23 protein-coding genes are annotated in these 25,083 nt (G+C 43.1%); 7 read left to right on the top strand and 16 right to left on the bottom strand.

Annotated features, from left to right (window positions below; all coding sequences use genetic code 11):
• Positions 1 to 8: 8 nt before the first annotated feature.
• Positions 9 to 2,288 carry a 5-methyltetrahydropteroyltriglutamate--homocysteine S-methyltransferase gene (metE, locus tag BM398_RS06470; protein ID WP_092336942.1) on the bottom strand — a complete coding sequence of 760 codons (2,280 nt, stop codon included), beginning with the start codon at positions 2,286 to 2,288 and terminating at the stop codon, positions 9 to 11.
• A 146-nt stretch (positions 2,289 to 2,434) separates the two neighbouring features.
• On the opposite strand from metE, the gene BM398_RS06465 reads away from it, so the two are divergent.
• Positions 2,435 to 3,340: a LysR family transcriptional regulator gene (locus BM398_RS06465; protein ID WP_092336941.1), complete on the top strand. Its 906-nt coding sequence runs from the start codon at positions 2,435 to 2,437 to the stop codon at positions 3,338 to 3,340.
• Between the two features lie 175 nt (positions 3,341 to 3,515).
• Here BM398_RS06465 and BM398_RS06460 read toward each other — a convergent pair whose 3' ends face one another.
• Positions 3,516 to 4,799 (bottom strand): O-acetylhomoserine aminocarboxypropyltransferase/cysteine synthase family protein, encoded by a 1,284-nt coding sequence (locus tag BM398_RS06460; protein WP_092336940.1) that lies wholly within the window; start codon positions 4,797 to 4,799, stop codon positions 3,516 to 3,518.
• Positions 4,800 to 4,973: 174 nt separating this feature from the next.
• Here BM398_RS06460 and BM398_RS06455 point away from each other — a divergent pair, with 174 nt between their 5' ends.
• Positions 4,974 to 5,372, top strand: coding sequence for an RrF2 family transcriptional regulator (locus tag BM398_RS06455; RefSeq protein ID WP_092336939.1), 399 nt, complete (start codon positions 4,974 to 4,976; stop codon positions 5,370 to 5,372).
• Positions 5,373 to 5,735: 363 nt separating this feature from the next.
• Here the strand turns inward: BM398_RS06455 and BM398_RS06450 are convergent, their stop codons facing one another.
• The 10 genes from BM398_RS06450 to BM398_RS06405 form a co-directional block, all read right to left on the bottom strand.
• Positions 5,736 to 6,041, bottom strand: coding sequence for a type II toxin-antitoxin system RelE/ParE family toxin (locus tag BM398_RS06450; protein ID WP_092336938.1), 306 nt, complete (start codon positions 6,039 to 6,041; stop codon positions 5,736 to 5,738).
• On the bottom strand, positions 6,034 to 6,297 hold the full coding sequence (locus BM398_RS06445) for a type II toxin-antitoxin system prevent-host-death family antitoxin (RefSeq protein ID WP_092336937.1): 264 nt from the start codon (positions 6,295 to 6,297) through the stop codon (positions 6,034 to 6,036). Before BM398_RS06445 ends, BM398_RS06450 begins: the two co-directional genes overlap by 8 nt.
• A 72-nt stretch (positions 6,298 to 6,369) precedes the next feature.
• Positions 6,370 to 9,150: a carboxylesterase family protein gene (locus BM398_RS17515; protein ID WP_330390557.1), complete on the bottom strand. Its 2,781-nt coding sequence runs from the start codon at positions 9,148 to 9,150 to the stop codon at positions 6,370 to 6,372.
• A gap of 81 nt (positions 9,151 to 9,231) precedes the next feature.
• Complete coding sequence (locus tag BM398_RS06435) at positions 9,232 to 10,197, bottom strand: ABC transporter ATP-binding protein (RefSeq protein ID WP_092336936.1); 966 nt, start codon at positions 10,195 to 10,197, stop codon at positions 9,232 to 9,234.
• Between the two features lies 1 nt (position 10,198).
• The gene (locus BM398_RS06430; protein WP_092336935.1) at positions 10,199 to 11,023 is read right to left on the bottom strand and encodes an ABC transporter permease; all 825 of its coding nucleotides are present in this window, start codon (positions 11,021 to 11,023) and stop codon (positions 10,199 to 10,201) included.
• Between the two features lie 26 nt (positions 11,024 to 11,049).
• Positions 11,050 to 11,841: an ABC transporter permease gene (locus BM398_RS06425; protein WP_092336934.1), complete on the bottom strand. Its 792-nt coding sequence runs from the start codon at positions 11,839 to 11,841 to the stop codon at positions 11,050 to 11,052.
• Between the two features lie 87 nt (positions 11,842 to 11,928).
• The gene (gene ybaK, locus BM398_RS06420; RefSeq protein ID WP_092336933.1) at positions 11,929 to 12,405 is read right to left on the bottom strand and encodes a Cys-tRNA(Pro) deacylase; all 477 of its coding nucleotides are present in this window, start codon (positions 12,403 to 12,405) and stop codon (positions 11,929 to 11,931) included.
• Between the two features lie 15 nt (positions 12,406 to 12,420).
• Positions 12,421 to 13,002, bottom strand: coding sequence for a flavodoxin family protein (locus BM398_RS06415; RefSeq protein WP_092336932.1), 582 nt, complete (start codon positions 13,000 to 13,002; stop codon positions 12,421 to 12,423).
• A 105-nt stretch (positions 13,003 to 13,107) separates the two neighbouring features.
• On the bottom strand, positions 13,108 to 15,150 hold the full coding sequence (locus tag BM398_RS06410; protein WP_092336931.1) for a methyl-accepting chemotaxis protein: 2,043 nt from the start codon (positions 15,148 to 15,150) through the stop codon (positions 13,108 to 13,110).
• Positions 15,151 to 15,344: 194 nt separating this feature from the next.
• The gene (locus BM398_RS06405) at positions 15,345 to 16,265 is read right to left on the bottom strand and encodes an AEC family transporter (protein WP_092336930.1); all 921 of its coding nucleotides are present in this window, start codon (positions 16,263 to 16,265) and stop codon (positions 15,345 to 15,347) included.
• Positions 16,266 to 16,491: 226 nt separating this feature from the next.
• On the opposite strand from BM398_RS06405, the gene BM398_RS06400 reads away from it, so the two are divergent.
• On the top strand, positions 16,492 to 17,154 hold the full coding sequence (locus BM398_RS06400) for a DUF4230 domain-containing protein (RefSeq protein WP_175531867.1): 663 nt from the start codon (positions 16,492 to 16,494) through the stop codon (positions 17,152 to 17,154).
• Between the two features lie 14 nt (positions 17,155 to 17,168).
• Complete coding sequence (locus BM398_RS06395; protein ID WP_051199005.1) at positions 17,169 to 17,945, top strand: hypothetical protein; 777 nt, start codon at positions 17,169 to 17,171, stop codon at positions 17,943 to 17,945.
• Between the two features lie 36 nt (positions 17,946 to 17,981).
• Here the strand turns inward: BM398_RS06395 and BM398_RS06390 are convergent, their stop codons facing one another.
• On the bottom strand, positions 17,982 to 19,469 hold the full coding sequence (locus BM398_RS06390; protein WP_092336928.1) for a 4Fe-4S dicluster domain-containing protein: 1,488 nt from the start codon (positions 19,467 to 19,469) through the stop codon (positions 17,982 to 17,984).
• Between the two features lie 252 nt (positions 19,470 to 19,721).
• Here BM398_RS06390 and BM398_RS06385 point away from each other — a divergent pair, with 252 nt between their 5' ends.
• The 3 genes from BM398_RS06385 to BM398_RS06375 all read left to right on the top strand — a co-directional run bounded on the left by BM398_RS06385 (position 19,722) and on the right by BM398_RS06375 (position 21,055).
• The gene (locus tag BM398_RS06385; protein WP_027208449.1) at positions 19,722 to 19,922 is read left to right on the top strand and encodes a helix-turn-helix transcriptional regulator; all 201 of its coding nucleotides are present in this window, start codon (positions 19,722 to 19,724) and stop codon (positions 19,920 to 19,922) included.
• A gap of 1 nt (position 19,923) precedes the next feature.
• On the top strand, positions 19,924 to 20,331 hold the full coding sequence (locus BM398_RS06380; RefSeq protein WP_092336927.1) for a hypothetical protein: 408 nt from the start codon (positions 19,924 to 19,926) through the stop codon (positions 20,329 to 20,331).
• Between the two features lie 79 nt (positions 20,332 to 20,410).
• Positions 20,411 to 21,055 carry a polysaccharide deacetylase family protein gene (locus tag BM398_RS06375; RefSeq protein WP_242949768.1) on the top strand — a complete coding sequence of 215 codons (645 nt, stop codon included), beginning with the start codon at positions 20,411 to 20,413 and terminating at the stop codon, positions 21,053 to 21,055.
• A gap of 848 nt (positions 21,056 to 21,903) precedes the next feature.
• Here the strand turns inward: BM398_RS06375 and BM398_RS06370 are convergent.
• The 3 genes from BM398_RS06370 to BM398_RS06360 form a co-directional block, all read right to left on the bottom strand.
• Positions 21,904 to 23,004, bottom strand: a complete 1,101-nt coding sequence (locus tag BM398_RS06370) for an MFS transporter (protein ID WP_092336925.1) — start codon at positions 23,002 to 23,004, stop codon at positions 21,904 to 21,906.
• Positions 23,005 to 23,208: 204 nt separating this feature from the next.
• Positions 23,209 to 24,339, bottom strand: coding sequence for a galactitol-1-phosphate 5-dehydrogenase (locus tag BM398_RS06365; protein ID WP_092336924.1), 1,131 nt, complete (start codon positions 24,337 to 24,339; stop codon positions 23,209 to 23,211).
• Positions 24,339 to 25,067: a 2-C-methyl-D-erythritol 4-phosphate cytidylyltransferase gene (locus BM398_RS06360; RefSeq protein WP_092336923.1), complete on the bottom strand. Its 729-nt coding sequence runs from the start codon at positions 25,065 to 25,067 to the stop codon at positions 24,339 to 24,341. The genes BM398_RS06365 and BM398_RS06360 overlap by 1 nt, the downstream gene beginning before the upstream one ends.
• Positions 25,068 to 25,083 lie beyond the last annotated feature (16 nt).

Here is a 25,083-nt window from a genome sequence, read left to right as displayed (position 1 = left end):
CTTCTTACTTATCCTCTCACTGTCTTTGCTGCCTTAACAAGATTTATAAGGCTCTCTTTGGTCTCGGGAATTCCCCTTGTCTTAAGTCCGCAGTCGGGATTTACCCAGAGCTTGCTGTCATCGATCCTGCCACGCATCTTGCCAAGTGCATCCACAATCTCCTGAACGGAAGGAACACGCGGACTGTGAATATCGTACACACCCGGGCCTACTTCCGTCTTGAAGTTATTTGCCTTTAACGAATCAAGAATCTGAAGATCAGATCTTGAAGCCTCAAAAGTGATCACGTCTGCATCCATCGCATCAATCATGGGAATGATATCCGTAAACTCGCTGTAGCACATATGAGTGTGAATCTGTGTTTCAGGCTTTACTCCGCTGTGCACAAGTCTGAATGCAGGAATCGCAAAATCGAGATACTCGCTGTACCAGTCTGATTTTCTAAGAGGGAGCTTTTCCCTAAGCGCCGCTTCATCGATCTGGATGATCTCAATTCCCGCCTTTTCAAGGTCAAGAACCTCATCTCTTATCGCAAGCGCAAGCTGCAAAATGCTCTCCTTAATCGAAATGTCTTCTCTGGGGAAAGACCAGTTAAGGATTGTAACGGGGCCTGTGAGCATTCCCTTCATAGGCTTATTTGAGCAGCTCTTTGCATACTTTGACCACTCTACGGTGATAGGGCTCTTTCTTGATACGTCACCCCAGATGATCGGAGGCTTAACGCATCTTGTACCGTAGGACTGAACCCACGCCTTCTCAGTGAACACGTATCCCGAGAGGTGCTCTCCGAAATACTCGACCATGTCATTTCTTTCGTATTCACCGTGAACAAGTACGTCGAGCCCTATTTCTTCCTGGAACTCTATGCACTTTTTGATTTTCTCTTTGTTAAAGGCAATATACTGTTCTTTGCTGATATTTCCTTTTCTGTAGTCCTGTCTGTTCCTTCTTACATCCGTAGTCTGAGGGAACGAACCTATTGTAGTTGTGGGGAAAAGAGGGAGTCCCAATTTATCTTTTTGAATCTTCTCTCTCTCATTAAACTCGGGACTTCTCTCGTAGTCACTCTCTTTTATATTTGAAACTCTCTCTCTTACCGCCTCATCCACGCTATCAACTCTGTTCTTAAAAAGTTCTGCGTTAGCCGCAAACTTTGCAGAGGCTGATACCTTCTTTACATCCTTCTCATCAGCAAGCTCAGCTATGTCCTTAAGTTCTGGCAATTTTTCTTTTGCAAATGCGAAGTGCTTCTTGTACTCATCTGAAATCTTGTGCTCACTCTCAAGTGTGTACGGCACATGAAGAAGCGAACATGATGTATTCACAACAATGTTGTCCGCACCTGTAACACCTTGGAGCTTTCTTATTATTTCAAGAGACTTACCGTAATTATTCTTCCAGATATTTTTACCGTTAACCACTCCCGCAAAAAGGAGCTTATCCGCAGGGAACCCGTTCTTATTGACAAGCTCAAGAGATTCTTTCCCCTCAATGAAATCCAGACCAATCGCATCAAAATCAAGCTGTGTAAGTAAGTTGTAAATATCTCGCACATCTCCGAAGTATGTCTGAAGAAGAACTTTGGTGTTTCCCTTTCCGGCAAGAATACTACGATACAGTCTCTCGAAAAGCTTAATGTCATCAAGTGAAAGATCTCTCACAAGATAAGGCTCGTCAAACTCAGCCCACTTTGCGCCGATCTCTCCAAGCTTTGAAAGGTATGCCACATACTCTTTTGCAAGAACCTGCTCAAAATCAGATATATTCTTATCTCCCGTAAACTTTGCAAGTTTTAAGAATGTAAAAGGGCCGATGATGCTGACCTTAAGATTATCTGCCAATTCAGATGCTTCCTTGAATTCGTCAAAGGGCTTTGTTCCGACGAGCTTGATCTTAGTGTTATCGTCAATCTCAGGAACAAGGTAGTGATAGTTTGTGTTGAACCACTTCTTCATTGCAAATGCTTTGACGTTTCCCTTTTCTCCCTGATAGCCCCTGGCCATGGCAAAAAATGTATCTATATCAGAAAGTCCAAGCTCTCTGTATCTGTCCGGTATGATATTGAAAAGCACCGCAACATCAAGCATGTTGTCGTAAAAAGAAAAATCGTTTACGGATATATAATCTATTCCGCTTGCCTTCTGAAGCTCTACGTTCTCTTTTCTTAATATCTGCGCTGTAGCTTTGAGCTCTTTTTCGTCTATTTCGTTCTTAAAATATTTCTCAGATGCAAATTTAAGTTCTCTGTCTTTTCCCACTCTCGGGTATCCGATTACCGCTGTTCTCATACGCTTTCCCTCTCCTGATATCGAAATATCTATCACTTTGTTCATTGTAGTAATTGGAAGTATAACGCTATAACATTCATAGGTAAAATACATATTATAGTGTGGTCATAATAGATTTTATCTATGATAAATGGTATACTTACATCATGACATTAAAACAATTAAATTACGTGGTAACCGTGGCTGATACCGGTAATATCACAGAAGCAGCCAAAAAGCTCTTTATCGCTCAGCCCAGTCTTACCAGCGCCATTCAGGAAATTGAAAAAGAATATAAGATAACAATCTTCAACAGAACAAAAAGAGGAATCAGCGTAACAACCGAAGGAACCGAATTCCTGGGCTATGCCCGTCAGCTCCTTGAACAGGCAAATCTTATCGAAGAGAGATATACGGGAAAGCCTGTCGGAAAGACAAAGTTCTACATTTCTTCCCAGCACTACTCTTTTGTCGTTGAAGCATTTGTCGAGCTGTTAAAAAAACACGGCGGTGAAAAGTATGAGTTTCACATGAGGGAAACCCAGACCTACGACATCATCGAGGACGTCGCGCGCCTTAGAAGCGAGATAGGCGTGTTGTATATGAATAAGTTTAACGAGACGGTCATAAAAAAAGAGCTTCGCGATAATGACTTGTCTTTTACTCCGTTATTCAAAGCAAAGCCTCATGTGTTCATCGGAAAGAACTCTCCGCTTGCCAAGAAAAAAAGTCTTACGCTTGATGATTTAAAACCTTACCCAAGGCTTTCTTACGAGCAGGGAACACATAACTCTTTTTACTTCTCAGAAGAGATACTCAGTACTCAGGACTCCGACAAAGATCTTGTTGTCTGCGACAGAGCAACTCTTTTTAACCTGCTGATAGGTCTTAACGGATACACAATCTGTAGCGGTGTTATCAATGAGAATCTTAACGGAGCAAATATTGTCGCGCGCCCGCTTAAAGTTGATGATTACATGGAAGTCGGATATATCCTTAAGAATTCTGTGGGAGCATCGCCGCTGACTCAGAGCTATATCGAGATAATAAAGAAACTTGTGAAAAAGAAATAGAAAAACACGGCACAAAAATAAGTGATAACTTGGGCAAATGAGCTCTTGTTATCACTTTTTCTTTCTGTGCAAATGGGCACTATATATTTATTAAGTTTGTTATGAAGAAGCTACGTATGCACAGAAATTTGCATAGGAAGGCACTTCGTGCCGCAAATTTCGCGCGTGTCCTATATTACTTTGCAGCGGCAAATCCTTTCTCAAGGTCCTCGATGATATCATCGATATGCTCTGTACCGATTGAGAGTCTGATTGTGCTCTGTGTGATTCCCTGATCCTTGAGCTCATCATCGTTAAGCTGAGAATGAGTTGTTGTTGCAGGATGAATAACAAGGCTCTTTACATCGGCAACGTTTGCAAGAAGTGAGAAAATCTCAAGGTTATCGATAAACTTCCAAGCTGCCTCTTTTCCGCCCTTAATCTCAAATGTGAAGATTGAAGCTCCGCCGTTGGGGAAGTACTTCTCATAGAGAGCGTGATCGGGGTGATCTGCAAGTGAAGGATGGTTAACCTTCTCAACCTGAGGATGCTTTGAAAGAAACTCTACTACCTTCTTGGTGTTCTCTGCATGTCTCTCGAGACGAAGTGAAAGTGTCTCAAGTCCCTGAAGAAGCAGGAATGCGTTGAACGGAGAAATTGTTGCTCCTGTGTCTCTAAGAAGGATAGCTCTAATAAATGTAACGAATGCAGCAGGTCCTACGGCATCATAGAATGATACACCGTGATAGCTGGGATTGGGAGCTGCGATGTTAGGATACTTGCCGCTCTTTTTCCAATCGAACTTACCTGACTCAACGATTACACCACCAAGAGTCGTTCCGTGACCACCGATGAACTTTGTTGCTGAATGTACAACGATGTCAGCGCCGTGCTCGATAGGTCTGATAAGATAAGGTGTTCCGAATGTATTGTCGATAACAAGAGGAAGTCCGTGCTTGTGTGCTATCTCTGCAACTGCGTCGATATCAGGAATATCACTGTTGGGATTTCCAAGTGTCTCAAGGTAGATTGCTCTTGTGTCTTCCTCGATTGCACCCTCGATCTCTGCAAGATTATGTGCATCAACGAATGTTGTTCTTATTCCGTACTGAGGAAGTGTGTGTGCAAGGAGGTTGTAACTTCCACCGTAGATTGTCTTCTGTGCTACGATGTGTCCTCCGTTAGCTGCAAGTGCCTGGATTGTATATGTTATTGCTGCTGCACCGGATGCAACTGCAAGTGCTGCGCTTCCGCCTTCCAAAGCTGCGATTCTCTTTTCAAATACATCCTGTGTGGAATTTGTAAGTCTTCCGTAGATGTTACCTGCATCAGCAAGTCCAAATCTGTCAGCAGCGTGCTGGCTGTTTCTGAATACGTATGATGTAGTCTGATAAATCGGAACCGCTCTTGCGTCTGTAGCGGGATCCGGCTGTTCCTGTCCAACGTGTAACTGTAATGTCTCAAATCTGTAATTACTCATAATCTATCTCCTTCATTTGCATTTATTTTTCGTGTGTGTTATGTTGTGTTAATGTTATTCCCATTTACCTATTACGTCAATAGGTTTTATGATAACTAAATCAGCATGCCACTAATAAGTTTTTGTTATATCTCTTTATATGGGGTACAATGTCAGTATAAATAGGAGGTTCACATGTTTACTACCAAAGGACGCTATGCCCTGCGCGTTATGATCGATCTTGCGCAGCACCCGGAAAACGAATACATTCCTCTCAAGGATATCGCCACAAGGCAGGATATCTCCAAGAAATACCTTGAGATTATTGCAAAAGAACTGGTAAAAGGCGGTCTTATCGAAGGAGCCAGCGGAAAGCACGGCGGCTACAAACTCTTAAGAAGTCCCGAAGAATACAGTGTCGGAGAAATAATAGAACTTATGGAAGGCACGATCGCGCCCGTAGCCTGTCTCGAAACAGGCGCTCCCGAATGCACGCGTGCCTGCAAGTGTAACACCATATCCATGTGGACAGAGTTCTACGAACTTGAACGCAACTTCTTTTTTGGAAAGAAGCTCAGCGATCTGTGTAATTAGTGTGTAGACTTTCCGTACGCCCGGCCACAAGGTATATATTCGGAAATACGCTGTGTACGGCTGCGCAGTGATTTTCATACTTTAATAAAACCCGAAGATGCTTCCTTTCACGTTGTTCAGAGAAGTCAGCATCTTCGGGTTTTATTAAAGTTGAAAATCATCTTGCTCGTCCGAAGACAGCGTATTTCCGAATATATACCTTTGTGGCCGGGCTGTCTATGAAAAGGGCGGCAAACATAAAAAACTAGCTTCGAAAAGCACTGACCATGCTCTTTACTCATTGTCAATTTCAATTGCCTCATTTCTTTTGAATTGATGCAATTGAACCTGTGATGATGTAGTTAAGCTATTAAATCTAAACGTCTAAGTAAGTTGTCTCCCTTGATATTGCATGGTAATGACATTTACGATTTTCTTTTTCTCATTGATTTTGAAAATCGCCACATAGTTATCTATCAAAAGCTGACGATAGCCCTTGTTTGCATATTTTCCAACTTGTCTTTCCTGATGTGACTGTGGAAAAGTATCCAATCCCAAAATCGCTTCTCGAATTCGCTTGACCTGACCGTACGCATTTTCCGGAGAAAGTTTTTCACTGGCAATATAGGCGTAGATTCCATCAATATCTCTATATGCCCTTTTGTACAACTTGACTTGATACTTATCCAAAATACTTCTTCTCCAATTCGTCAAAAGCTGTCTTTGCGTCTATCGCCTCACCTGTTAATTCAAACTCAGCCTCTGCTTCGGTTATTGCCTGATCAATACGATTATTCGCTGCAAACTGTTCGTATAATTCAGCGCTCATAACAACTAAATCACTATAACCATTCTTAGTCACAAAAATTGGTTCCTGCTTTTTATGCGCCATTTCAGATATTTCACTTGTATTTCTTAAATCTCTAATAGGTATGATTGTCGGCATAATAACACCTCCTTTATACAAATACAGCGTAGCATAATTATGCTACGCCGTAAATATAAAACTACACTCATATCAATCATGTAAAAACTCTATCGATAAGAGACTGCTGTTTCCTGTACCTGTGTATCTCAGATACAATGCATGCGTTCCGGAAACCGCATCAAATCTGCACTCGTCGGCAGTCCAGATATTGGAGCCAATAGCATGAATCTTGCCAAGAGGCTCACCGTCTAAATCCGTGAGAATTTCGAAGTCTCCGTTGAAGTACGCTCTTGTCTTAATTCTAAGTCCCGTAAGCTTATCAAAATTGAAGTACTTAAATCCGATGGTCGTTCCGTCAACAATATCTTTGATATAGCTTTCTCCGTATGACTCGTCGCCGCCGACCTGAACAACTCTGGGGGCGCCGGGTTCTACATACATTTTGTGCTCTTTTGTAAAGATGTTGCAAGCAATGTATGCGGGATATTCACCCTTGTCGGAGAGAGGTCCGCCGTTCAGACCGCAAGAAGTTATCTCAACCTGAGGAATACTTCCGTCGGGGGCAAAAGAGATTTTTTCTGCGCATCCCTGTCTGCTGAACCAGGTTCCGTTGGTGTGCCTGTGATAGAAGATATACCAGTCGTCTCCGATCTCGATTATGCTTCCGTGGTTGTTTGCGCCGTAAGCTGTAGGCTCATCGGCTTTCTTATAAGTATCTATGTGCATGTCGCAGTTACTTACGATAACTCCGCCGTACTCAAAAGGTCCCGCAGGGCTCTTTGATGTAGCATAGCAAAGCTCGTGCATAACTTCAGATGAATATACAAAGTAATAAATATCTCCGCGCTTTCTTATGGATGAAGCCTCGAAGAATGCGTGTCCTTCAAATGATGTTCCCTTGCTGTATTCGCATCCGGGTGCGATTATCTTTGGAGCTTTTTTAACCGTAAGCATATCCTTATCAAGGACTGTAAACATCGAACCGCTTCTTGACTTATCACCCTGTCCGCAGAATCCCGTGTACATATAGACTTCGTCGCCTTCCGTCAACACTCCGGGATCGAACTGAGGCTCATCGCCTTCTTTATCGCCGAGCTTAACGCCGTCTTCATAGTGAACATATCCATAGAACTCGTACGGGCCTGCAGGCCTGTCACTTACCGCAACAGAAACAACGCTCACCTTATCAAGCACGTAGTAGAGATAATATCTTCCGTCGGGACCAACCGTAACATCAGGCGCATAGAGGCACATGTGTCCGTCCGGATTGAGCGGATCCTGTGTCTTCTTGTAAATAACTCCCTCATACTTCCAGTTTCCAAGATCATCCACAGGCGCCGACCAGCAAACATAATCGCCGAGGCAGAATGTCTCGCCGCCGTATATATCATGCGATCCGTAGACATAAACCCTGTCGTCGAACACATATGGCTCGCCATCGGGAATGTACTCCCAGTTAGGAAGATACGGATTGATTCCCTGACGTCTTGTGTTCTGCCTTATGCCGCCTTCCTTCTTCGGAACGGCTCCGCGGGATGTAAATTCCATCTCGTTTGGATTCTCGGAAGTGTATGTATCCCAGTTCGGGAGCTCTTTTCCACCCTTACCTGTTCCGTTCGGATTGCCCGTCTTAACAAAGTTTGCAAAATAATCGCACATCTGTGCCGCAAGATCATAGTGTCTTCCTTCATAGGCGCGATGGCACTTTCCGAGAGTCTCAAAGAAGAACCACAGATCTACCGAATGGAAACATCCGGGATATGCCTCATCCCCGGCACCGTCGCCCGGAATATCGGGGCAGAATCTATAGTAGTAGAAATCTCTGTCGGGATTATTTTTCTTAGCTCCGACAAAAACTTCTTTTACAGATTTCTCGACCATGTTTATATTATCTTCTATAAATTCATCCGTTGTATTTCCTGCTAAAATCGGTATGTTCGGATATTTGCCTTCTATAAATGCGTCCGTGACATTCTGCTTGCAGAACACTCCGTCCATTATCGGAACCATCATTGGATTATTCAAAAGATATTTATTATAACCCTCAAGAATAGTTTTTGAATTAAGTCTTCTTGCTCCCTCAATTCCATCCACACCAAGCGTTTCTATAAACTTTGCGCCAAGCTCTTCCGCCTCTGAAAGCGGCTTAGGTGTAAAGAGCTTATCCTTGGGTTTATCAAGCTTTATAATTCCGCTAAATATAACGGCGCCTTTAATTATCTTGCTGTTGTCTTCGCAAACAAGCTGATTCATGACCGACGCTCCGCCTGCGGACTGGCCTGCGATCTTGATATTATCCGGATCTCCGCCAAATGCCGCAATATTTCTATATACCCAGTGAAGTCCCGCCTTCTGATCGAGAAGACTGAAATTACCGGGCGCATCCGGTGCTTCCTCAGTAAGTTCTTTATGCACAAGATTTCCAAAACAGCCAAGTCTGTATGCTACAGAGACAACGACAATACCCCTTTTTGCCAGTGCCTCTCCGTCAAGCTCCATCTCTGCTGTATATCCCCACTGGAAAGAGCCTCCGTAGTACCACACAAGTACGGGAAGCTTTTCATCCTTGCTTTTCGCAGGAGTCCAAATATTAAGATAAAGGCAGTCTTCACTCATCGGTATTTCAGGATCGACATGCCATTCTCTGCAATAAATATCAGTACCTAACCCCGGTGTGTCCTGATAAGGAATTGGCGCAAACTGGTTCGCCTCATAGATTCCGTCCCAGTCATTGCAAGGCTTTGGAGCCTTCCATCTATTCATTCCGACAGGTGGTGCCGCATAAGGTACTCCCTTAAATACCGTTACACGCGGATCATCTCCCGCAACACCTCTGATCCTGCCGTTTTCTACTTCAGTTAATCTAAGCAACCTCCTTTTACCTCCTCTATAAACATTATATTTATGTTATACCATAATATTTTAGTTTTTGGTAAAATATTTATTTCACAATCAGCTGCCATACGCAATCTTGATAATATCGTCAATTCCGGCTTCCTCAATTGAGACATCTTTGATGTTCTTCTGCTTAGAGAGGTCTGCGATGATTTCTGCGGCGGTTGTTTCTTTTTTCATAAATTTGTATTTAGCGATATTATCGGTGTGCTCGATAAGTTCACAGCGCTCGTGCGAAGGCGCTTCATCGTCGTAGTATTCGACAACGAGAGTTTTGTATGGAGCGATTCTATCGATGATCTGTGAAAGGTTACCGTCCTCCATCATCACGCCGTGGTTAATGATTATCAGGCGCTCACACAATTCCTGTATGTCGCCGAGGTCATGCGTTGTGAGTATGACCGTTGTCTTTTTAATCTTATTGATCTCTTTTATAAAGGTTCTTAGAGCAAATTTGGAAGAAACATCAAGTCCGATCGTCGGCTCATCAAGGAAAAGAACTTTCGGAGAGTGGAGCATTGCCGCAACTAGGTCGCCCTTCACGCGCTGTCCGAGGGACATCTGGCGCACAGGCTTATCCACAAGCTCTTTTATCCCAAGAATAGAATCCATAACATCCAGCGTCTTATCATAATCTGCTTGGTCGATCCGATAAATATGCTTAAGAAGCTCAAAACTCTCCCCGAGGCGAAGATCCCAATTAAGCTGCGATCTCTGCCCGAAAACAACACCGATGTTTTTCACAACTTCTTTTCTGTGCTTGGTAATATCTTCGCCGCCGATATAAACGCTTCCCTTCGTCGGTGTAAGAATACCTGACATCATCTTGATCGTAGTACTCTTGCCCGCACCGTTGGGGCCGATGAAACCGACAATCTCTCCCTCTCCTATGTTAAAAGAAAGATTGTCAACCGCATGTATGGTCTTGTACTCAGTTTTTATAAGTCCTTTCAACGCTCCGGAAAGTCCCGGTTCTTTTTTCTTTAGTAAATAATCCTTACTCAAATTTTCAACTTTTATCATATCAGTTACCTGCACTTTCGTATTTTTTAAGTCCGAATGTAAAGTAAGCACCGGAAAGTGCCATCATCACCAATCCAACGAGTAATGTGACAAAAGGAACAATCAGTCCCGTATAAGCACCGCCCTCTATTCCAAGTAGCGACGATACCGGATAAAAAGACACCCATCCTATCGGAATCAGGTATGTCAGAATAAACTGCATACTTTCAGGATACATTGATATCGGGTACATAGTCGTCTTATCCATGATCTCCTGCGTATACTGTCCAAAGTCGACAACACTTCTCGTATGAAAAGAAGTACTTCCCAAAAAGATATATAATCCTCCCCTTATCAGCGTTGCGCCTATAAGCAAAACAACTACCTGTATAACGAAAATCAAAGAAATCTTTATATCACATTTGGCACAACCGTAGATAAATACTAAGATTCCCGGAATCAGATCGGTAATTCCAAAGACATTAATGTTGGTAAAAAAGAATTGGTACAGCACCCCAAGCGGTCTGGTAAGATACCTGTCAAATTCGCCGTGTATCACGTAATATCCCATGAACCAGCCCTGTACAAAAAAGATCATTGAAAGAGCATGAGATATGACTGAAATGCCATACAAGAACGCCAACTGTCCATAGTTCCAGCCATTTATCTCGCCAAATGACTCCACAACAAATTTGATGATCGCGAATCCCATAATAAACTGGAGCGGGTTCGATATCAGCCATCCCGCTATATTGGACGGATATTCCACTATCGTCATCATCGCCATTTTGATAACGTGCCACGTCACGTCCAGATAGTGGCAAAGCTCATCAAAAACTTTTTTCATATATTCTGTCTCCTCCCTGTTGTCATTTAGCCGCCTTGTACCATGACTTTTTGCGTCACCTTTTTCTGGGCAAAAAAGAAAAATACCGTAAGCGCCACAAGCCACAAAAACTGAATCTGCATTCCTGCGATATGCTCTGCTCTTTCGCCTTTCCCGATGTAGATACTAAGCGGAAGCTGATAGATATACACAAAAGGAAGCGACGAAAGAACCTTCGCTACCCCTGCCGGAAAAAACCATATCGGTATGATACTTCCCGACAATAATCTTATGAGATGTTTTTTCACTTGAATAAGTGCATCGATGCTAACCGTTTTAAATGCTATCATTCCAAACAACGCCGCAATAAGCCAGTTGATCAGAAAAGACTCAAGAACCGATATCACAAAAAGCGGAAGGTCATGAACATCCGCCATCACAGGAACCTTTATTAAAAGAGATCCGATAATAAAAATCGGCAGCATATTTTGAAATATAAGTGCCAGAACACTTCCAATATCTTCCGAGAAATATACACCAAATAAATTGACGGGCTTCATCATGTCTGTAGCCACAGTGCCTTTTCCGACACTCATCTCAATTCTTTTTTCCACATTTGTAATGAGTAGGACTGACAGCATCGACGATATAATGATATACGTAAGCATGCTTTCCGCATCAACGCCGCCTACACTACCTTGATCCTTATACAGAGCTTTCCAGAAATATGCTGATGTGATCATAATGATCGTCTGCATGATAATGTTCCCATAAACATTGAATTCGTAGGTCATGCTATTAATTATTTGAGTCTTCAATATATACAAGTATTTTTTCACATTATCCTCCCGTATTAAAAAAGACTCTTCGTTCCATCTATGAGACAAGAACGAAGAGTCCAATTTTCCTTTAAAAATCAGTAATCTTCACGCAATTATATCTGCAAGCGTACAACGCACCACCGACATCAGATCTGCGGGTGCAAGTTCAATCTGGCATCCAACCTTACCTGCGCTGACAAAGATCTTTTCGCCGTCCTGCGCGGTTTGGTGTATAAAAGTCGTAAAGGCTTTCTTCATACCGATGGGCGAACATCCGCCGTGGATGTAGCCTGTGAGCGGAAGAAGCTCTTTTTGCTTGATCATCTCGACTGACTTCTCGCCTGCTGCCTTGGCGGCTTTCTTGAGGTCAAGCTCGGCTTCGACGGGGACTACAAAGACGTAGCACTGCCCGGTCTTTCCCCTGGTCACAAGAGTCTTGAAAACTCTCGAAGGATCTTCGCCCAGTATTCCCGCAATCTCAGCGCCTGTAAGCGTCTGGTCGGGCTCATACGAATGGCTCTCGTAAGCAATCTTCTTGCCGTCAAGAACTCTCATTACATTTGTTTTCTCATTGTTCTTCATATCAACCTAAGCCTCTTATCTGATAAAGTTTGTAAATACCTTATCTTCGGCAACAGGCTGCTCAACACCTGCATTCTTGCCTGCTTCGATACTCTTAAGTACCCACGCCATATTTTTTCCGAGGGTACGCATGATCTGAAGTCCTTCGGTGTCGCGAAGAACCTCTTCGGGCTTTCCGCCGTGAACCATGTTCCAGTATCTTGATGCAATAAGAGGCATATTTGCAAAAAGAGGATACTTGTTAAGAACGTCAAGTGTTGCTGTTGTTCCCGCTCTTCTTGCCGATGCGATTGTTGCTGCAGGTTTGAATCTGAGATACTCCTCAGCTGACCAGAACAATCTGTCGAGGAACATGAGAATCTCGCCCGTAGGACTTGCATAGTAAACAGGTGAGCCAATGACGATACCGTCAACGCCCTTTATTATCTCAGTTGCTTCCTGCACTGCCAGGTCCACTTCGCCTTTAAATACCTTTGCTCCCGCGTTATAAATTTCTGTCTCTATATCTCTTTTATTAAGTTCTTTTTCGATTTCAGACAAAGCTGTGAATGTGCATCCCTTAGCTCTTCTGCTTCCATTTATAAGTAATACTTTCATTTCGCAAACCTCCTCAAAAAACTAATATATCAATTAAATAAATGAGCGGTAACGAACCTATTTGTTACCGCTCACACATAATTCTATATCATATTCACGAGATTGTCATTCAGAAATCTTGAATACATCAATATCTTTCTTGACTCCGTCGGCAATATCCGAGATCTGCGAAGCGATAGTCGATACTTCTTCCATCATATTGCTTACAACAGAAGTCGATGCGCTTGTTTCCTGCGTTGTAGCCGCATTTGTCTCAGCAATACTTGAAAGAGATTCTACTACACTTACAACACTGCTGCGGACATCATCGAGTCTTTGTACCGTCGAAGAAATCTCATCGATGCTTTCAAGGTTATTGGTTATCTCGCCCTCAACCGAGCCGAAGATTTCCTTCGTCTGCTGAACATACTCGTTCTGCATGTCGATGATTTTCTTAACCTCATCCATAGCTTCTATAGATCTCTTTGAATTATCAATAAGCTGCTGGATAATGTCATTGATCTCCTTGGTCGTATCAGCAGTCTGAGAAGCAAGTGATCCAATCTCGCCTGCAACAACCGCGAATCCTCTTCCCGCATCTCCTGCTCTCGCAGCCTCGATAGAAGCATTAAGAGACAAAAGATTGGTCTGGGTAGCGATAGATGCAATAAGCTCGGAAGCCTTTGAAATCTGATCAGCAGAGTGGCTTGTCTGTGCAGTCTGCTCATACATCGCATCAACGGCAGCCTTGGTCTTTTCATTGACTTCGCCAAGCTCTCTGAGAATCTCTCCCGCTTTCTTGGAAGAATCCTGCATGGACTGCGAAGTTTCTTTAAGCTGCATTGTCTTTTCCTTGGTCTCTTCAACCATAACTCCGATCTCTTTTACGGAATCGGTAGCATTCTTGGTCTCATCAGACTGATTTGTTGCACTTTGGGCAATGTCGTGAACTGCAACATCTACCTGGCCGATGGATTCAAGCGTTGACTCGGAATTCTCACGAAGCTTTCCGGAGCCGTCCTGAAGATCTCCCGATAGCTGACGAAGCGATCTGATTGTCTTTTCCACAGCACCCGACAACTTCTTCGTTGCATCCGCGATAAGTCCGACCTCATCACTTCTTCCTTTATATTTATCAAGCGCCTGCGTCTTGGTAATATCCAATGTTCCAAGGTCTGTGATTACGTTCGTAACACCTGTAATATCCTTTGATATAGCCTTTGCGATCAGAACAACGGCAACAAGTGATATCGCAAATACTATGATTGTCAGAATCAAGATAGAACTACTAAGCGAATTTATCGAACTCATAAAATCCTTCTCGGGGTCTTCTATAATGAAAGCAAGTCCCAGAGCAGGAATATTTCTATATGACAGGGTCATCTTTCCGTGGTCCTTCTCATTATATGTGAAGAATCCGGACGAACTTTCGGCCGTTTTTCCAAGTGCATCCAATTGCGCCTCGTCTTCAACCGCTACTCCAAGGAGGGCCGGATCCGGTGCAAATACGTATGTATTCTCACGCGTACCTATAAGATACATCTCAGCCTGTTCAAGGCCTTCGCAGCTCATTCCGACTACCTTGTTCTGAAGCTCTTCAACATATGTACACGCTCCTACATAGCCTATAGGTGCTCCTGACGCGTCATGAACATTTGAAAAAACCATGGCAACATTGGTATTGGTTGCAGGTGAAAGAACAATACCCGCAACAAAAGAACCTCCGGCTTCTTCTATCGTCTGTGCAAATCCAGCCATCTCAGCATTTGCTATCTGTCCGTTAAAGGAAGGATCTGTGTGCACGAATACCTTTGTATCATCATCCGCAACATACATACTCTCTATGTCGGGACGGGTTGACACATAGCTTTCAAGAACACTCTGAACATCTTTCTGAATGGCGGAATCATTCACATTCTGCATCATCTTGACTACTTCCGGCAGCCTTGCAAATGTATCACTGTATCTTTGCAAATCCGAAAAGTATTGCTCAATTACAACGGCACGTCCCTCAGTAAGTTCAGAAAGGCGCACTTCCGTCTGATTCCTCATAATAGATCTGGTACGAGAATTAATTATACCGTAGATGGCTCCAAGTCCGATCATGATCACAAGACCTATTACAAGACTCATCTTCATATAGATCTTTAAGTCGTTAATCTTTTTCATTTCCAGCCTCCTTACGCGCAAACTGAAGAAATGACTACTTCACAAACTGATTGACCATAAAAAAGGTATATATCCTATCATACCATTTTGTTCGTAATAATAATTATTTTGTAAACGGTAATTCATTAAGTTTTTATTAAATTCGCCCAAAAATTTGATTAATCACAAGCGCGATACTACGCCAAATTTCACCATCAGATTGTGGTAAAAAGAATCATCAAAGCCGTGATGGTTACCATTGATACAATCGTCGTAACCGTAATGGCTCCCGACAATATCTCGGTATCCTCACCGATCTTTTCAGACTGGATAAGAGGAAGATTTCCGACAGGCATTGTCGCCATAAGGCAGAATCCAAGCACTGTCACGTCATCGCAACCTATTCCTCTCAAAACAAAGAACATTGCAATGGGAAGAAGCACCATTCTAAGCGCGATATATCCCCATATCTTAAGATCCTTGAATCCGTTTTTGACTCCGAATCTTGCTATAGAAACGCCGAGAAGCGACATAGACAAAAAGACCGTCGCATTACCGATGTAACTCACGCTGTTTGTCACGATCGGCGGCGGTGTGATCTTAAACCAGCACACAACAAGGCTAAGGAGCGCCATTATAGTTCCGGGGCTCATAGCTTTTTTCAAACTCATCTTCTCTTTTCCATTACTGAGAACAGTAATTCCGTGTGTGTAAAAAAGAAGGCTGTACATGATATTGCACACGATAACGTAGATGATAGCTTTTGCGGGAAGGATTGCCTTAGCAACTGGAATTCCGATGAAACCTACATTTGTATAGACAACCATCAGATTGTAGAATCTTCTTTTTTCCTTAACTACTCCGAGTATTACGGGCAAAAGAGCTCCGAACACCATAAGAAACGCATAATATACAACACCTAAAAGCACCGCTTCCAAAAGAACTTTATGACTTATATCAACATTTCCGGTAAGGATTGAAGCCAGTATAAGCGCGGGATTGCATATATCCATGACAATCACCGACAGCTGCTTTGATACCGTATTGTCTACAATATTTTTCTTATAAAGATACACTCCGACAGAAACAAGGATTGCTATCATCCCCATCTGCTGCATTACTATCCAAACGCTCATTTTAACTATCTTTCCTTCCGGATAAAATTCAAATTTCCAACCGCATCATTTTAACTCAATCTTTTATAACCCACAAGCACATTCGCTTATACCAAATGCTGACAATTTTGCTGTCACTGTATCTTTTGGTCACTAAATGATAAAATTGAATTGCATATTTTCTTTTTATGAAAAAAATGATGCGACCGCCCAAAGGCCGCAGATGCAATATAACGGAGGATTACGTATGGAATTTTTCAAAAAAAATAAAAACTACCTGTACATAGTTGTGATCTTGATCGCTGTGATCACTATGCTGGTTCTTTTGACCGATTACAAGAAAAACGCAAACTCCGAGCCAAGTCTCGCTGATATAGCTGCAACGGAAAGCACTGTAAAAAAGAGCCCCGCCAAGGTCATCGTAACGGTGAATACCGAGACGATCCGCGAAGGAATCGCGAACATGGGAACTCTGATAACGCAGGAATATTACTTCACTCAGGTTGAAAAATATACCAAAGAAAAAACGATAATGAAGTTCATCACTTCTTCGTCCGAGTTTTTATACAGTTATGACGGTGCTGTCACTGCAGGAGTCGACTTCGAGAAGATAGCAATCAGCAAGGATGACGACGCCAAGACTATCACGATCGACATTCCCGACTCTGAGATTTTTTCCGTAAACATCGACAAAGATACCTTTAAGATCTATTCGGAAAAAGACTCTTTGTGGAACCCTTTAAAGCTTGAGGATTACAACACTTCGCTCGCCAAATTCGAAGCTGCCGCAAAAGAAAAAGCGCTGGCAAACGGGATTCTCGAAAAGTCCGATGCACAGGCAAAGACCATCATAGAAAACTTTGTAAACAGCTTACCCGAGGCATCAAAGTACCAGATTGAAATAAAATAAAGGGGATGAAACGGATGAATTTAAAAAAGATAACAACAATAGTAATACTGCTGCTCATCGCAGTTATATCACTTACAAAGATTGCTCCTACAGCGGCTAATCCCGCAAATCACAAGCATTCAATCGAACAGACCGACGCAAAGATTGCAACAGTAATGAAGCTCTCAGGAGGCGCAGCTGCGGCATCCGCAACACTGTCACTTCTTCCGGGCGATCTGTGCACACCTATTTCAGAACAGCTTGCAGATCTTGCTTCATATTTTCTCTTGATATTAAGTGCTCTGTACCTTGAGAAGTTCATGATAACGCTGACCGGTTATGTTTCATTTTCCGTGCTTATTCCGGCTGCGTGCCTGCTTCTAAGCGGAGCTATATTACTTAAGAAAAAGAGCTTGTCAGACATGGCCGCAAGAATCGGCATCGTTGGAATTGTCATATTCCTTCTTGTTCCTTCAAGCATCTGGCTTTCCGACAAAGTTTATCAGACTCAGTCAGCAAAGGTTGAGTCCACGATTGAAGAATACAGCGATCTCAATCTTGAAGGCGAATCCGATTCAGGGCTCCTTAGCGAACTCAGCACGATAACCACCGACACGATCGACAAGGTCTCGAATTTCTTAAAGAACATGCTTGAATCACTCGCAGTAATGATCGTAACGGCATGCGTGATTCCTTTGCTTGTATTTGTGCTCCTTGTGTGGATCGTAAAGACTGTATTTTCGTCAAGCGCGCTCAATATTGACAAGCTTGTCATAAAAAACGACACAGACTCACAAGCAACTGCTGAGTAAAAACAATTTCCTATGATATAAAAAAATGGCCTTCCGTTAATCCGGAAGGTCTATTTTTTTGCCGTCTCTATGCATTGAGAATTTATCCATAGGATATTTCTTGAGATTATCTAATACTTTTCTGTCATCTGCTTTTGAAAGAAGAGATTCTCTTGCCTTTGTAATCTCGACTTCCGTCTTGTGTTTTGACGGACCACCTACGCAGCCTCCGGGACATACCATTCCTTCGATGAAGTCCTCGGGAAGTCGTCCTGCTTTAAGAAGTAAGAGAGCTTTTTTACACTCATTGCCACCGGCAACACGGTGAAGTTTGATATTGCTTACATCTTCGCCTCTCTCTTTCATACACTCAATAACCGCATTGGCAACACCGCCGCTTGTCGCAAAGCGTTTGCCCCAGATGGAAGACTCCTGATACTCATCTGTTACGGGCTCGAAATCTATATCTTTTGACCTCATAAGAGCGCGAAGCTCTCCGTAGGTTACTACATAATCTGCATTATCCGGAACACTCTCATCAATTGCCTCAGACTTCTTGGCAATGCAAGGTCCCACAAATACAGTAACGCATCCGGGGCGAGTTGCCTTGAGATACCTTGATATCGCACACATAGGCGAAACTGTTGATGACATGTTGTTTTCAAACTGCTCGGGGAAGTGTTTTTTCAGCATGTTGATAAACGCAGGGCAGCATGAAGTCGTCATTTTTTTGCCCTCTGCGTAAGCTTCTGCCCACTCTTTTGACTCATAAGCAGCTGTCATATCGCCGCCGAGACCTACTTCAACCATATCTGAAAAACCAAGTTTTATAAGTGCATTTTTTACCGCAGCCATGGAAATATCATCGCCAAACTGGCCTTCGGTAGCAGGCGCGCACATTGCTATGACTTCTTTTCCCGACTTAATTGCTTCTATTATCTGAACAAGGAATGTCTTGGATCCGATCGCTCCGAACGGACAGTTGTGGATGCAATGGCCGCACTGAATGCACTTGCTCTCATCAATCTTACAATATCCATTCTCATCATAAGTAATAGCGCCGACAGGACAAGCCTTGTGGCAAGGGCGCTCGAGATGAACGATAGCACCGTACGGGCAGGCACCTGCACACATTCCACACTCTTTACACTTTGCGGAATCAATGTGCATCCTTACGTCTCCGGGATGTATCGCATCAAATTTACATGAATTAAGACAGGCTTTACCCATGCAGAAACGGCAATTATCAGTTACGGAAAAAGCATGAATAGGGCACTCGTCACATGCCGGGTCAATTACCTGCACGATATTTTTTGACCCCTCATTGTATGTTGTGCTAAGACCGCAAGCAAGACGTATTCTCTGGCGCACAATCTCACGCTCTTTATACACGCAGCACCTGTATACAGGCTTTGGCCCCGGTGCAAGCTTATAAACAAGCCGGTCTTTGTGTTCCTCGTCGAGCTCATCGTTCCACGCAAGTCTGCAGACTTCTTCCATGATCCTGTGCTTAAATCCTACAAGTCCCTTATCATTCGTAATCATAATAATCCGTCTCCTACCCTGTTTTAGAATTGATGTTGCCGGTTACCAAATCTAAACTCCCGTGTCTTGCCGGAACACGGGATGTGTATGTTTAATTCTCTATTTAATATACCACATCGCAAAGCATTTACAAAAAAGCTATGTAAAGCGTGCTTGACATTAATGTACACGAGTGGTATTTTGAAAATGTAAAGTGAACTTTACGTAGGTGCCAATTTTTTTCAAGAATTATTCTGTGAAAGGAGGATTCTTTTGAAAAATCGAATAGAAGAAATCAGAAACGAAAAGAATCTTCGTCAGGAAGAACTAGCCAAAGCAATGGGGGTTTCCCGCCAGACTATCAGTTCTCTTGAGAACGGAAGATATAACCCTTCGATAATGCTGGCGCATAAGCTCGCCAAGTTCTTTGAGATGACGATTGAAGAAATATTTATTTTTGAGGAGGACGAATAGTATGTATAACAATAAATTTAGATTTGCATTGAGTATTTTCTGGATTGTGCTTGGGGGTGTTCTCATGATTCTCTCTGTCTTAGACATAATCGACGGCACAATGTTTTCCGGCTTAGGCGGAGGTCTTATCGCAGTCGGTGCGCTCCAGGTTTTCAGATGGACAAAGTACGAAAAAGACGCTGAATACCGCGAAAAAGTCGATGTAGAAATTGGGGACGAGCGCAATAAATACATAAGTATGCTCAGCTGGTCTTACACCGGATACGCCGCAATCATCATTGCAGCAATCGGATCGCTCATCGCATTTATCCTCAAGCAAGATGAGCTTAACCGCTATCTTTCCTGTACATTTGGTTTCATGATGATAATCAGATATATCACATATTTCATTGCAACAAGGAAAAACTGATTTCAAGCAAGGATGACGTGCAAATGGACAAAAAAATGAGTAGAATAGGATTAATAATTACAAATGGGGATTAGAAATTATGGGTAAGAAAATAGCATTAACTTTTGATGACGGCCCGAGCACCGTCACAACACCACAGGTTCTTGAAAAGCTCAAGAAGTATAATGTTGTCGCATCTTTTTTCCTGATTGCTGACAACATAACCGATGAATCGGAAAAGATTGTCAGAGAGTGTATCGCGCACGGTTGCGAGATCTGCAATCACTCAAAGACGCATTCTCACATGCAGACATTTACGGCAGACGAAGTACGCGCAGAGCTTGAATATACCGACAAGGAAATTGAGCGAATTGCCGGATATAAGCCGCGTTTTTTCAGACCTCCGTTCATAGATGTGAGCCAAACCATGTACGATTGCATAGATCTTCCGTTTATATGCGGAATTCACGGCGAAGACTGGGAAGACAGCATTCTTGCCAAAGAGCGTGCTGAAAAGATATTGTCTCAGGCCTGCGACGGTTCGATCATCCTTATGCATGATTACACAGGAAATGTTGAAACCGTCAAAGCCCTCGACATCGTGATCCCGGAGCTTCTCACTCAGGGTTATGAATTTGTAAATATAAGCGACCTCTTCAAAGACGGAGGCGTTGAGCCCACCGTGCACAGCGGTATCGTCTATTCAAACATACACGACACCGAGCCAAGAGAACCGCTTTGCTGAAATTGAATCTGTAATGCATTGAAGCATTTCACTTATTCTTATACTACTATGACCCTGCAAGCCGGAATTGCCTGCAGGGTCATACTTTTTACTGTGATTCTTTTGTTTTTCGCTTCTACTTTTCACTTATTTTTCGCATCGCATGGTCTAGGAAGCCAAAAAATACTTTCAGGACTATACAACATGCGTTATTTCTGACCTTTTCTCTTCTGTTTTTTCACTTCGGCATGGTCCAAGAAAACAAAAAAAACGCTTGCAGGACTATACAGCTTGCTCTGTTTCTGACTTTTTCTCTTCTGTTTTTTCGCTTCGGCATGGTTCAAGAAAACAAAAAATGCTTGCAGGACCATAGCATTGATTACTAATACTCATTTTTTTACTTCCGCCTATGGACATATATGACTTTTTCAAACTATTTCATCCCAAAAAGTCATGCCCACTGCTATTTTTCCACCCTCATGCTTCTCCTCCATCGGACTTTCCATGACTTTTTCGAGCAGTTTCATTCAAAAAAGTCATGCCCGCTGCTATTTTTTCGCTCTCATGCTTCTTCTACAGCTGATTTTCCATGACCTTTTCGAGCAGTTTCATTCAAAAAAGTCATGCCCGCTGCTATTTTTTCGCTCTCATGCTTCTTCTACAACGGATTTTCCATGACTTTTTCGAGTCGTTTCATTCAAAAAAGTCATGCCCGCTGCTATTTTTCCGCTCTCACACTTCTTCTACAGCTGATTTTCCACACCTGGGCTCCTACAACCTGAACAACGCCCGTCACTTACGCATGAACTGTTAGCATCGCTCACCCTGTCACTTACAGCATGAACCGTAATAATCGCTTCCCGCGCCACTTACAGCATAAACAACGCTCCGAATATCGGCGACAGGATTATCATGACCACAGAGAACACAAAAGAGTTCACGGACATGAGTGTTGCGCGCTGTTCGGAGGGAATCATATTGTTGAGCATGACGTCGGTTCGCACTTCAATATAATTGTCTCCGAAAGCGCCGACAAATCCGCCGATAACGGCTAAAATAATGTTTCCGGAAAATGCCATTGCAAATGCAAAACACACACACAACAAGCTTATAACTCCAATATATCTGTATCGCGAAGGCTTTATGTACTCGACAGTCTTCGCTCCCACAGCGGCACCAACGCCCATGGCAAAAAGTGCAGGACCAAGAAACACATTTGAGATTCCCATCTCGGGAAGTCTTGCCTGCAGGAAGAAAAGAACAAGTATCGAAACCGCACCTATAGCCGCATTAAAGATAATAATCAGCCTGACTCTTGAGTTATTCTTAAGAAAAAGAAAGCTCTCTCTTGCAACTTCCGCAAAGCGTTTCTTAACGCTCTTCTCTTCACTAAGTTCAGTGCGAACCTCTCGCAGAGACGCCGCAATTCCGATTGCGATCAATCCCACAAGAACATCCACAGCGTACGCCTTTCTATATCCAAGCGCCAGCGCAGCTCCCGCAAGAATCTTTGCAAGCGAGCTTGTGACCTGATATATGACAAGATCGTTAGATGCAAACTTATCATACTCGCCTTCAATCCCCGCCTCTTTCAGCGAGTCATAAGCAAGTGCTTCTCTGGTTCCCGACGCAAGATTATAACTGAGCGCACTCACAACCATCGCAACAGCAATAAATAAAAATGAATTTGAAAAGATCATCATGAGAGCCGCAAGTACAGACACTACGCTGCTCGCGATCATCGTCTTCTTTCTTCCGAACACATCTGCCACAGCCCCCGACGGAACTTCGAAAATCATGCTTGCAACATGAAATATACTCTCGAACAAACCGATTTCCGCAGTTGTAAATCCTCTCGCCGCAAGAAGTGCAACCCACGACGCTCCGGCGATCATGAGACTCCCCACACTGTCTAATAAATATAATTTTCCTATCTGTCTTTTTGCTGTCTTTATACTAAATTTATTCATAAAAAAATCTCCTCATCTTTTTTGGTAACTAAAAAGATTTCGGAGATAACACGTTCTTATTTTGCAGTTAAAGTCCTTCAAACTTTGCAAATTCACCTAAAAAAGAGCGCACTATCCCCGTAAACAGCAAAAATGCATCCATTCATCAATTGAATATTAACTGTTTTCCAGGACATTCGTTCGCTCCTTTCCAAATTTCTTCTTTTATAATCCGTTAGGATAAATCATAATCTTGCAATAATCTTCCGTCTTATTGCGCATAATGTCAAGCCCTTTATTAAGGTCTTCAAGCAAGAACCTATGCGTAATAAGCTTAGAAGGCTTGATTCCGCCTGCTTCCAATCTTCTTAGCACGTAATGCCAGTCGTCAATCTGCTCTGTATCTGCACCGAAAGCATCTTTGCCACTCTGTGCAGTGTCCACGCCGCATTCAGCCGCATCTTTCCTATATGAAGAATTCCATATTCCCATAAGACGCATCTGCTTTCTCAAGATTTCCCAATAGGTATTTCTGGAAAAAGACATATCGCCCCTTGGGTTACCGACCAGAACCTGCCTCGATTTCGGCGCTCCCGCTTCAAGTCCGTATCTGATACTTTCGTTACTTCCGACGCACTCAAAATAAACAGAAACTCCGTTTGTCTTCTCTTTAAGCCATGCGACAGGGTCTGTAGTTCTGACATCGCAGTAATGCTCCGAAGCAATTCCAAGATCAAGCGCCTTCTCCCTATGACTGTCCTTGTTTCCGATAACATAGAGATTCGAAAATCCCATATCCATCAAAAGCATAACAACCATGAGCCCTATCGTTCCCATTCCGCAAACCGCAATCTTAACTTCGCAATCTGAAGGATCAATTCCGGCGCAGCCCGTTCTCACCGCATTGGCAGCAACGGCAAGCGGTTCTATCATAGCTCCCTCTTCAAAAGAGATGTTATCCACAAGCTCTATAAGGTTATCCACAGGAACACACACATATTCCGCAAAAGCTCCGTCTCGTCTTGAGCCGGTATAGTCATAGTTAAGGCAAAGATCTGTCTCTCCCTTTGCGCACATCTCGCATTTCCTGCAAGGAATCTTAGGCGAAACAGCAGCTCTCATTCCCTCAAGCTCCGAAGAAACATTCGCACCTGTCTTTACGACAACTCCCGAAAACTCATGTCCTGGAATAAGCGGCATCTTATGCGCGCCGGTCTCATAGACACGCGGCACGTCTGAACCACATATTCCAACGGCCATGACTTTAACAAGAACTTCGTTATCGCCGGGAGAAGGTATCTCCACCTCCTCATTTCTGATATCTCCTATGTCATGCAGTACCCATGCCTTCGACATTACTGCTTTTCCTCCTTAAGCTGCTTAAACCTGTCAAGGTCTGACGCTGTTGTCACTTTGAAATTCGCTTCGTTTCCGTGAATCATTGCAATGTCCATTCCCGCAATGATCGCCGGTTCCGTCGCACCATTTATGGAAAAGATCTTATCGGGCAAAAGAATCACATTTGCCTCATAGTATTTTTTATATTTAAAAAGCTCAGGCGCCTGACCTGCGTATACTTTCTGCCTGTCAAGAAGCTTTGAGACCGTCTTACCGTTCTCACTAAGATAAACCGTATCTTTCATGGAAATAACAGGCATAACACCGTCATGACCTGAAATTGCTCCGTAGCAGTCATCTAAAAGTTTCACATCAAGAAAAGGTCTTGCTGCATCATGAACAAGCACCGTATCCTTGTCGGAAACATCCTCAATATTCTCCTTCTTTGAGATATCGCGAAGAATTGCAGTCATTCCGCTTAATATCGACGCCTGCCTGTTTACCCCCGGCATGGCAAAGCCTTTTATCTTCTTCACATTAAGACCGGCCTTCTCGGCATCGGCCACAATCTCTTTTGTCCAATCATCTCCTGCAACCACATATACGTCATCGATGTGCTTGCACTCAAGAAGCGGCTTTATGGCATAAGTTGCCATCATATATCCGCCTGCACGCACATACTGTTTTGGTACATCTGATTCAGTCCTGGTACCGGTCCCCCCGGCCAAAAAAATCGCATGATTCATAATCTAAACCGCTTCC

The organism is Butyrivibrio sp. M55 (genome assembly GCF_900116865.1).
GTDB lineage: Bacteria > Bacillota > Clostridia > Lachnospirales > Lachnospiraceae > Butyrivibrio.
This window is presented reverse-complemented; position numbering and strand designations above follow the sequence as displayed.

What these genes read in the sequence shown, in the direction of transcription:
- BM398_RS06415 (WP_092336932.1), bottom strand. Translation starts at nt 13,002, where the DNA reads ATGAAAGTATTACTTATAAATGGAAGCAGAAGAGCTAAGGGATGCACA.
- BM398_RS06455 (WP_092336939.1), top strand. Translation starts at nt 4,974, where the DNA reads ATGTTTACTACCAAAGGACGCTATGCCCTGCGCGTTATGATCGATCTT.
- BM398_RS06365 (WP_092336924.1), bottom strand. Translation starts at nt 24,339, where the DNA reads ATGTCGAAGGCATGGGTACTGCATGACATAGGAGATATCAGAAATGAG.
- BM398_RS06460 (WP_092336940.1), bottom strand. Translation starts at nt 4,799, where the DNA reads ATGAGTAATTACAGATTTGAGACATTACAGTTACACGTTGGACAGGAA.
- BM398_RS06395 (WP_051199005.1), top strand. Translation starts at nt 17,169, where the DNA reads ATGAATTTAAAAAAGATAACAACAATAGTAATACTGCTGCTCATCGCA.
- BM398_RS06445 (WP_092336937.1), bottom strand. Translation starts at nt 6,297, where the DNA reads ATGCCGACAATCATACCTATTAGAGATTTAAGAAATACAAGTGAAATA.
- BM398_RS06370 (WP_092336925.1), bottom strand. Translation starts at nt 23,004, where the DNA reads ATGAATAAATTTAGTATAAAGACAGCAAAAAGACAGATAGGAAAATTA.
- BM398_RS06375 (WP_242949768.1), top strand. Translation starts at nt 20,411, where the DNA reads ATGGGTAAGAAAATAGCATTAACTTTTGATGACGGCCCGAGCACCGTC.
- BM398_RS06410 (WP_092336931.1), bottom strand. Translation starts at nt 15,150, where the DNA reads ATGAAAAAGATTAACGACTTAAAGATCTATATGAAGATGAGTCTTGTA.
- BM398_RS06430 (WP_092336935.1), bottom strand. Translation starts at nt 11,023, where the DNA reads ATGAAAAAAGTTTTTGATGAGCTTTGCCACTATCTGGACGTGACGTGG.
- BM398_RS06435 (WP_092336936.1), bottom strand. Translation starts at nt 10,197, where the DNA reads ATGATAAAAGTTGAAAATTTGAGTAAGGATTATTTACTAAAGAAAAAA.
- BM398_RS06380 (WP_092336927.1), top strand. Translation starts at nt 19,924, where the DNA reads ATGTATAACAATAAATTTAGATTTGCATTGAGTATTTTCTGGATTGTG.
- ybaK (WP_092336933.1), bottom strand. Translation starts at nt 12,405, where the DNA reads ATGAAGAACAATGAGAAAACAAATGTAATGAGAGTTCTTGACGGCAAG.
- BM398_RS06465 (WP_092336941.1), top strand. Translation starts at nt 2,435, where the DNA reads ATGACATTAAAACAATTAAATTACGTGGTAACCGTGGCTGATACCGGT.
- BM398_RS06400 (WP_175531867.1), top strand. Translation starts at nt 16,492, where the DNA reads ATGGAATTTTTCAAAAAAAATAAAAACTACCTGTACATAGTTGTGATC.
- metE (WP_092336942.1), bottom strand. Translation starts at nt 2,288, where the DNA reads ATGAGAACAGCGGTAATCGGATACCCGAGAGTGGGAAAAGACAGAGAA.
- BM398_RS06405 (WP_092336930.1), bottom strand. Translation starts at nt 16,265, where the DNA reads ATGAGCGTTTGGATAGTAATGCAGCAGATGGGGATGATAGCAATCCTT.
- BM398_RS06390 (WP_092336928.1), bottom strand. Translation starts at nt 19,469, where the DNA reads ATGATTACGAATGATAAGGGACTTGTAGGATTTAAGCACAGGATCATG.
- BM398_RS06360 (WP_092336923.1), bottom strand. Translation starts at nt 25,067, where the DNA reads ATGAATCATGCGATTTTTTTGGCCGGGGGGACCGGTACCAGGACTGAA.